This is a genomic window from Victivallis sp. (genome assembly GCF_048170485.1).
GTDB lineage: Bacteria > Verrucomicrobiota > Lentisphaeria > Victivallales > Victivallaceae > Victivallis.
Genome location: NZ_DBEXAY010000049.1, coordinates 1 through 8,488 on the forward strand (window position 1 = coordinate 1; position 8,488 = coordinate 8,488).

At 54.9% G+C, this 8,488-nt stretch carries 6 protein-coding genes; 5 read left to right on the plus strand and 1 reads right to left on the minus strand.

Annotated elements, in window-relative coordinates:
* Window positions 1-306: 306 nt before the first annotated feature.
* The 4 genes from ACMLHG_RS02545 to ACMLHG_RS02560 all read left to right on the plus strand — a co-directional run bounded on the left by ACMLHG_RS02545 (window position 307) and on the right by ACMLHG_RS02560 (window position 7,680).
* The gene (locus ACMLHG_RS02545) at window positions 307-1,290 is read left to right on the plus strand and encodes an alcohol dehydrogenase catalytic domain-containing protein (protein WP_417169441.1); all 984 of its coding nucleotides are present in this window, start codon (window positions 307-309) and stop codon (window positions 1,288-1,290) included.
* Between the two features lie 87 nt (window positions 1,291-1,377).
* Window positions 1,378-2,187, plus strand: a complete 810-nt coding sequence (locus ACMLHG_RS02550; protein WP_417169442.1) for a DUF1559 domain-containing protein — start codon at window positions 1,378-1,380, stop codon at window positions 2,185-2,187.
* A 15-nt stretch (window positions 2,188-2,202) separates the two neighbouring features.
* Window positions 2,203-6,111 (plus strand): carbohydrate binding domain-containing protein, encoded by a 3,909-nt coding sequence (locus ACMLHG_RS02555; protein WP_417169443.1) that lies wholly within the window; start codon window positions 2,203-2,205, stop codon window positions 6,109-6,111.
* A 189-nt stretch (window positions 6,112-6,300) separates the two neighbouring features.
* Window positions 6,301-7,680 carry an MFS transporter gene (locus ACMLHG_RS02560; RefSeq protein ID WP_295812480.1) on the plus strand — a complete coding sequence of 460 codons (1,380 nt, stop codon included), beginning with the start codon at window positions 6,301-6,303 and terminating at the stop codon, window positions 7,678-7,680.
* 22 nt (window positions 7,681-7,702) lie between these two features.
* Here the strand turns inward: ACMLHG_RS02560 and ACMLHG_RS02565 are convergent, their stop codons facing one another.
* The gene (locus ACMLHG_RS02565) at window positions 7,703-7,831 is read right to left on the minus strand and encodes a hypothetical protein (RefSeq protein ID WP_295812477.1); all 129 of its coding nucleotides are present in this window, start codon (window positions 7,829-7,831) and stop codon (window positions 7,703-7,705) included.
* Window positions 7,832-7,930: 99 nt separating this feature from the next.
* On the opposite strand from ACMLHG_RS02565, the gene ACMLHG_RS02570 reads away from it, so the two are divergent.
* Window positions 7,931-8,488: transposase (locus ACMLHG_RS02570; protein ID WP_417169444.1), on the plus strand; the 558-nt coding region annotated here is incomplete at its 3' end.

Consider the following 8,488-nt stretch of genomic DNA (forward strand, 5'->3'; position numbering starts at 1 on the left):
GCGAGGCGCTCCGGAACAGGCATATTTACCAGGATTCGCACAACTATAATCCAACTCAACGAAAAGGAAAAACCGGAAATGGGTAATTTTAAAAAACAATCAACTCAGGCTCAAATAGGGTGGTTAGAATGACGATTTCAAAGATGTATGGGACGGCAGTGATTGTTTTCGTGAAGATATATCCTTTTTTTAAGGTATAATATAGACAAAGAAAATACAAGGATGAAAACGGATAAAATCCAGAAAAAATTCCAGCCACGAAAGCCGCTGGCATAAAGATCCTCAAGATGAAAAGGAGTTGAATCTATGAAGCAGATCGTCATGGCCGGCCCCCGTAAAAGCGAGATCATCGATGTTCCGATTCCGGAAATCACCGACGATCAGTTGCTGGTGAAAGTCACCTATACCGGGATGTGCCACTCCGAATGGTATCCCTGGTCAACCGCCAAGCCGGGAGAAGTCTTCGGTCACGAAACCGTCGGCGTCGTCGCAAAATGCGGAAAAAACGTCACGGAGTTCAAGGAAGGGGACCGCGTAACCGGCCTCGGCGGCGGCGGCTATCGGGAGTATATTGTCATGGAGCCGGCAAAAACCTGCCATGTGCCGGATAAACTCAAGGATGAGGACGCCATCGTCGAACCGCTCGCCTGCTTGCTCTCGGCGGCGTTAAAAATGCCGTGGAAGACCCTCGGCGACCCGATCGCCGTGGTGGGAACCGGTTACATGGGGCTGGGGATGATCTCTCTTTTCAAAGCGATGGGCTACGGCGATATTGTCGCGATCGACAAGCGCCCGGAAGCGCGTGAGAACGCCAGGAAGATGGGGGCCACTGAAGTTCTCGCTCCGGAAGAGATTCCGGCGGAATACCGGCTAGACTGGAAGGCGATCGGCACGCCGGATCTGACCCGCGACGGACACAAAACCGACATCTTCGGCATCGGCTTCCCGCATGTAATGGAATTCACCGGCACCGAAGACGGCCTGCAGCTGGCCGGAGAACTGGTCTGTGCGCACGGCCGTCTCGGCATCGGCGGATACCACAACGACAGCCTCCGTACAATCGACTACAAACTCTGGAACTTCAAGGCGATCGATACGATCAACTGCCATGAGCGCCGGATCATGTATGAAGCGGAGCTCTGCCGCCGCTGCCTGATGCTGCTCTCGCGGGGCATCTGGAAGTTTACCGGTATGACGACCCACTTTTACTCGATGGAGGAGTTCGACAAGGCCAACGAAGACATGGAACTGCATTGCGGAAACTTCATCAAGGGTGTAGTTCGCTGCTGATAACACCTTGGTTCGAAAAAAGTTACTTGACGTGGAATTTAATATGAGGATCTTACCTCGACTTCCTTGAAAAAACTGGAGAATGCCATGCAAAGTAGATCAGCTCACAGGTTTAAGTCAGATCGGAATTTTACTCTTATTGAACTGCTCGTCGTAATAGCGATCATTGCCATTCTTGCGGCAATGTTGATGCCAGCCCTCCACCAGGCCCGTGAAAAAGGAAAATCGATCTCCTGCGTCAACAATCTGAAGCAGTGGTCGCTGTCATTCCACAACTATTATTCCGCATTCGATGACATCATATTTCCGTATGGTGGAATGAACTCCGGAGACGGAACGGTCCCCGGAGAGTATGATTTCAACTGGAATCAGGCGGGAAGCTGGCTGGTCTGTTCCATCGATCCGAGTGCGGTGTCAACCTGGAACAGTCCCGGACGGCTGAAATGGGAGGCTGCCCGGGGAATCAACGGCTGTCCCTCGGTCGGCGACCGCGATCTGCGCCAGGGGGCAGAGGGCCAAACATTTCCGCTCCGGCCGGAGAGTTACGGTGCCAATTACTGTCTGACCTGGACCCAGAAGGCGATGGATGGATTTAACGGGAGCGATCCACGGATCCGCAAAGTCTCGTTATTCAAGAACCCCTCTCAGCTGCTTCTGATTGCCGACTTCACCTTTTCCGGCGGTTTCAACGGCAACGATGACAACCACTTAAATCCGGCGGCCTACCCGCAGGATCTGACGGTTTCCAAGACCGGTGTATGTCGGATCGGCTATCGGCACAGTGGCCGGGCCAATTTACTGATGCTGGCCGGGAATGTCACAAGCTCCTCTCACATAAGAAAATGTGATGCAACCCAAGGAGTCTGGGAAATCGACAAACTGGTAAATCCCTACTAAGCGGAGAATGAAATCATGAAGCGATGGATGGAATTCATGCCGATTCTGGCGGCCGGGATCAGTGCGGCCGCAGCTCCGGCCATGCAGCGTTTTGAAGCGGAGAATGTACTGGTCAATACAGAAGCCATCGTGCGGGACAAGGAACAGAAGGGCCGCTGGAATCTCTGGAGCACCGATATCGATGCAGAAAAAAAATGGTCCGGCGGCCTCGTGCTGCAGGGCAAGGTGATCACAAAAGACGCCCCGCCCGGAACGACCGTTCCGGTGCTGAAATTCCGAATTCCGGTCACCCGGGACGGCAGATATGATCTCAAGGCGCAGCTGGGCCGTACGGTCGGCATTTCGCTCGACGGAGGAAAAACCTGGACGAGACGGACCGGAGCCAGTAAAGTGTTTTCCAATCGTATGCTCAAAGCCGGTGAAAAGATTGAACTGCAAATTTCCGGAGACTGCTTGGATGCCACCGGCCCCGGTGCTCCCTATGTCGATTTCTTTACGCTGATGCCGTCTGTTTCGTCGATCCGGCAGGACACTCAGGTGCGCAACGGCAACTTCGAAGAGCCCCCTGTCGGAAAGGTGCCGAAGAACTGGACACTCTGGTCCAGAGAGAAAAATGCGGCCGGGGTAACGGTGACCGACGAAGCTCATTCCGGGAAGCAGGCGGCGCGCATCGTCTCCACCGGCGAAAGAGACTGGGCGTTCACCAATGCCTCCTGGTTTCCGGTTAAACAGGGCGATGCGTTTCTGTTGACCGCCTGGGTGAAAAATAATATGCAGGTCCGCCAGAATGCTCATCTGCAGGCCGCCGCCTACAAAGATGACAAAGTCGTCAATTATTCAATGGCGACCGCACAGTTGACGAAAACTGACGGCCAATGGCATGAGTATAAGCTGAATTTCACCGTCCCCGCCGGTGTGGACCGAATCAACATCCGTGTAATCGGCAATGGGAAGTGTGATCTTTCTCTGGATGATGTTTCACTGGAATCGCGCGGCAACCGTGCCGGCGAACCGGAACTCGTCATTCTTCCCGGGGCCGACTTCGAAATGGATACGCCGGGCAAGCCGCCGAAGAAGTGGATTCGCTGGGGACGCCAAGGAGTTACCTTCTCCGCGGAAATCACGACGGAGGCCGCTCAAGGCAACCGTGCCGCCCGGCTGCGTTCCTCCGGGGAAAAAGACTGGGCCTTCATTCTTCACGGTTATGTACCAGCAGAGCCGGGACAAAGGATCCGCATCTCCTGCAAAGCCAGAAAAAGCGGGGAATCCAACGGCGAAGCATTCCTGCAGCTTACCGGTTTTCAAAATGGGAAACTGGTCGACAACTGCGTCGCCGAAGCACCCCTGAGACGACTTTCGGGACAGTGGAAGGAATTCTCGGTCAAAGCGACGGTTCCAGCCGGCCGGGACGGAGTCGGCATCCGAATGATCGGCGTAAAGAACTGTGACCTGATGGTCGATGATTTCCGGCTGGAAAAAATTCCCAACGCACTTTACCATCCGGTAACGGGATTTGCCAGGGAGCGAATCGTGGAAAAACTCGACCGCGGTCTGATTGCACTGCCGGTGAAGGATGGAATTTACCTCTCCTGGAGGCTTCTCTCCACTGATGATACAAAAATAGGGTTTGATGTCTTCTGTGTCGAAAACGGTAAAGAGCGGAAACTCAACACAGCCCCGGTGATGCAGACCACCGATTTTCTGGTGAAGAATCCGAAACCGAATGCGACCTACCTGGTACGTCCGATTGCCGGATTCACCGGAGCGGCCGGTATCGCGCACCCTTATCCCGGCAAATTCGATCGAAATCCCTACGTCACCTGCAAACTCAGCGATTCCAAAGCCCGGGTCAACAAAGTAGGCATCGGCGATCTCGACGGCGATGGCAAATATGATTATGTGGTGCGTTACGGCAATGTGAACGTCGATCCATGGTATCTCTACTGGGTGCCTTCGAAACATCCTCTGGTTCTGGAAGCGGTCAAAAGCGACGGGACCATCTTGTGGACGAAAAATCTCGGGTGGAACATCGAAAGCGGCATCTGGTACAGCCCCTACATCGTCTATGACGTGAACGGCGACGGCAAGGCGGAAGTGATTCTGAAAGCAGCGGATCCGGAAGCCGGCGACCTGCGCGAAAAAAGCGGCCCGGATAAGGGGAAGGTACTGACAGGGAAAGAGTATCTGATGGTGCTGGACGGCATGACCGGCAGGGAGATCGCCCGGGCGCCGTGGCCGTTGCGGGATCTGTTCGAAGGAGTCAGTCACGCCTACAATTTCTATTCGCGCAATCAGCTCGCCGTCGGATATCTGGATGGCAAAACCCCCTGCATTCTCGCTCTGCGCGGCACCTACACGCTGATGCTCGTCGAGGCGTGGCAGCTCAAGGACGGGAAGCTCGATCCACTGTGGAAATACAACAGTGAGGACTATAATCGCGAATATCAGGGTCAGGGAGCACACACCACCCGGACCATCGACCTCGACGGCGACGGACGCGATGAGATCATCCTCGGCGGAGCCGTGCTCGACGACGATGGCCAGCCGCTCTGGAGTACCGGACACGGGCATCCGGATTTCCTCTACGTGACCAACATCACCAACAGCAATCCGGGTCTGGAAATCGTGACCATCTACGAAACCGCATGCCGGACGAAAGGCGGATTCACCTGTGCCGATGCGAAAACCGGCAAAGTACTCTGGGAACTTGACAAGCCGACCAATCATATCCACTACGGCTACGCGGGCGATATCGATCCCCGCTACCGCGGCTGGGAAGTCGGCGGCACGGATACCAGCCAGGATCAGAGAACACCGGCGATCAGCCGTCACTACTCTCCGGAAGGGAAACTGCTGCGTTCCGGCAAGGATGCACCATACAAGGGGACGGAACGCTTCCTTTACTGGGATGCCGACCTGCAACGCGAACATATTTCCCCGGTAATTACCGACTTCAACGGCGGCCCTTCCGGCGGTGGTTATGAAGGCAGTTTTCTGATGCAGGCCGATGTGCTCGGTGACTGGCGCGAAGAGATTTTGACCGCCTCAAGCGGAGAATTGCGGATCTATTCAACCACGATTCCGGCGATGGATCGCCGGGTCTGTCTGATGGAGGACCCCAACTACCGCCAGACAATCGCCGCCAATGCCATGGGATATATCTATGATCCGGCACTCTCCTATCTGCCGACCGACTTTTCCCCGAACCTCAACCTGACATTCAAAGATAAATTGAACCGGGGTGATCTGGAAGTTGTGGTCAGTGCGCCGCTCAAAGAAGCGGTGAAGGGTCGTCTGAAACTCTCGGCAGCCAACGGGATCCGGCTGGAACCGGCGGCATGGGAGATCGACCTCAAGCCCGGGGAGCTGAAGGTAGTCCCGGTGAAAGTGAAGAAACCGGTCAACAGCAACGGCCTGATTCAGGCGGAACTGACGCTGAAAAACGGTGTCGTACTGCGGGGCCAGGTCCCCACCGGACTCATATTGCCCCCGCAGCCCAAAGTCACGGGAATCATCACCGAAGCGGAAGATTTCGTCGGTCAGACCGGCGGCGAAGTCATGATCCGTGTCGACAAAATCGGAATCCACAGGAAATGTTTCTCGCACTGGGATAAAAAGGGACACGAACTGACCTGGCAGTTGACTGTACCGAAGAGCGGAAACTATCAACTGCTGCTTCGCAGTGCTGCCCTGGATGATGCCCGGCGGACCATCACGCTGGATGGAAAACGGCTCGGCGTGTTTGAAATTCCTGCATCAGGCGGATTGGGCGAGAGCAGTTCCGACTGGCAGTCCTACATTCTGGAACGCAACAGCGGGAAACTGTTCTTCCCGCTGAAAGCCGGCAAAGTGGAACTGAAAATCAGCAACGTCGACGGGTCCTCCTTGAACCTCGACTATATCCAGCTGATTCCGATCCAATAACCAGACGCAGGGATGGCCCCCTGCCCCTGCCTCGCCTGTGCGGCATTGGTTCTGCCATACCGCAGGCGGCGGGCTTCCGCTGATACGGGACCTCCTCCGGATCGAGCTGTCGTTTCGGAATAAAAAGCGACCGACAATATGCACGACCATTTTGGAAAAAGAAATATGATTCAAAAGGAATCCTGTGATATGACCTGTAATCCATCCACAACCCCGCGTCTCTGGCGGCAGGGCACGCTCGTCTACACCACCGCCGGACTGGTTTCGCTTTTCTGCTGGCTGCTGTGGGGAGATTTCGCCTGGGCGATGAAAGACCGTGCAATCGGCCCCTCGGCAACGCTGCTGATCCGGACATTCGATGTCTCCGATTTGGTCTATACGCTGATCATCATCGCCTTTCCCAATTTTACGAACATCTTTCTCTGTCCGATCGTAAGTTATATTTCCGACCGGCACCGGGGGAGGCTCGGACGGCGCATCCCGTTTCTGATCTTCACGACGCCGTTCATCGTTCTCGGTCTGATCGGCCTCGGATTCACGCCGATGCTGGGCCAGTGGCTCTACCGGGCGGTCGGGCCGGAGGTGCTGTCATACAATACTGCCGGGCTGATCTTTTTCAGCCTCTTCTGGGTAATGCTGGACTTCGGCGCCACACTGGCCGGCTCGTTGTCGGGCGCGCTGGTCAACGACGTCGTTCCAGCGGAACTTCTGGGCCGCTTCTTCGCACTCTTCCGGGCGGTCAGTCTGATCGCCGGAATGCTGTTCAACGCCTTCCTGCTGGGCCTGGTCGAAAGCTACTCGCTTTACATCTTCGTCGGCGTCGGCCTCTTTTACGGCATCGGCCTGGTATCCCTCTGCACCAAGGTGAAGGAGGGGAGTTATCCGCCGGTCGCACCGGCGGCAGCACCGGCAGGTGTGAAAAACACAGTGTTCCAGCCGGTGGCGACCTACTTCCGACAGAGTTTTTCCATTCCCTACTATCGCTGGGTGATTGCGGGGCTGGTGTTCAGCTATCTGGCGGCGGTTCCCTTCAACATCTTTTCGATCTTCTACGCCCAGAGCCTGAAGATGGATATGCACGAATACGGGCTTCTCATTACGCTAACCTATGCGGTTTCACTGGTGATGAGCTACTTCCTCGGAATGCTCGCTGACCGTTTCCACCCGCTGCGCACCAGCCTGGCGGCACAGGTGCTCTATCTGGTAACGATGCTCGCCGGCTGGTTCACCGTGACCGGAGACACCTCCTTCGGTGTGCTGCTGGTGATCCACGGCATCATCTCCGGCTGTTTCTTCACGCTCTCGGCGTCGCTCGGTCAAAAGCTCTTTCCCCGTGAACTCTTCGCCCAGTTCAACTCGGCCTTCTCGATGCTGCTGGCAATCAGCAACGTCGTTCTCGGACCGCTTTTCGGCTGGATGCTCGATCACCTGGCACGGAACTACCGGTACACCTTTCTCTTTGGAGCCGTGTTGACCGCGCTGAGCGTGATTTCACTCTGGAAGGTGTTTCTGGGTTACCTCGCCTGCGGCGGAGATGCGGCCTATACTCCCCCCGATCCGGGGGAGTGAGAGTCGCCCGAAAGGCGGAGCTCTATCCCGCCGCCGGGAAAAGCTCCTTCGCCTTGCGCGCCACCCGTTCGCCGAAGATGCGGAACATCGGTTTACTCGCCTCGAAATTCTCCTTGAGTGCGACCGCGCCGAGGTGAATGCAGTCGATCATGAAAAATTATTTAACAAATTGAATATCAATAGAAAACCATTATTTTTCATGATATATTATTGCAAGAAACTCATATAAAAGTGAAAGAAAGCTTGCAAAATGATGACAAGGAGTGATACTCACCAGGAGCAGCAGGGAGATTTGTTCAAACCCTTGTTGCGTGATATTGTTTCCCCGCGCCATGCGATGGTAAAACTTGCCGATGCAATTGACTGGAAAAGTTTTGAAGACGGCTTGTCGGGAAGCTTTTGTGCAGATAACGGTCGTCCCTCCTGTCCAGTTCGTCTGATGGTCGCACTGCATTATCTGAAATACGCGAGCGGCATGAGTGATGAAGCCGTTCTTGATGAATGGCTTGAAAATCCTTACTGGCAGTATTTTACCGGAGGGATTTATTTTGAGCATGAATATCCGACCGATCAGTCGACAATGTCGCGATGGCGCAAAAAACTTGCCCGGAGCGGAGCAGAAAAAATGCTCGAAGAAAGTCTGAAAACGGGGTTGCGTGAAGGGTTTATCAAGAAATCGGAACTGACCCGGGTGAATGTCGACAGCACCGTTCAGGAAAAAGCCGTCCGCTATCCAACCGATGCCCGACTTTACGACCGATTGCGTGAACGTCTGGTAAAATCCGCACGTAAAAACGGTATTGAGTTG

Excerpts from the sequence above, each read along its gene's own strand:
- ACMLHG_RS02545 (WP_417169441.1), top strand. The coding sequence starts at position 307 with ATGAAGCAGATCGTCATGGCCGGCCCCCGTAAAAGCGAGATCATCGAT.
- ACMLHG_RS02565 (WP_295812477.1), bottom strand. The coding sequence starts at position 7,831 with ATGATCGACTGCATTCACCTCGGCGCGGTCGCACTCAAGGAGAATTTC.
- ACMLHG_RS02550 (WP_417169442.1), top strand. The coding sequence starts at position 1,378 with ATGCAAAGTAGATCAGCTCACAGGTTTAAGTCAGATCGGAATTTTACT.
- ACMLHG_RS02555 (WP_417169443.1), top strand. The coding sequence starts at position 2,203 with ATGAAGCGATGGATGGAATTCATGCCGATTCTGGCGGCCGGGATCAGT.
- ACMLHG_RS02560 (WP_295812480.1), top strand. The coding sequence starts at position 6,301 with ATGACCTGTAATCCATCCACAACCCCGCGTCTCTGGCGGCAGGGCACG.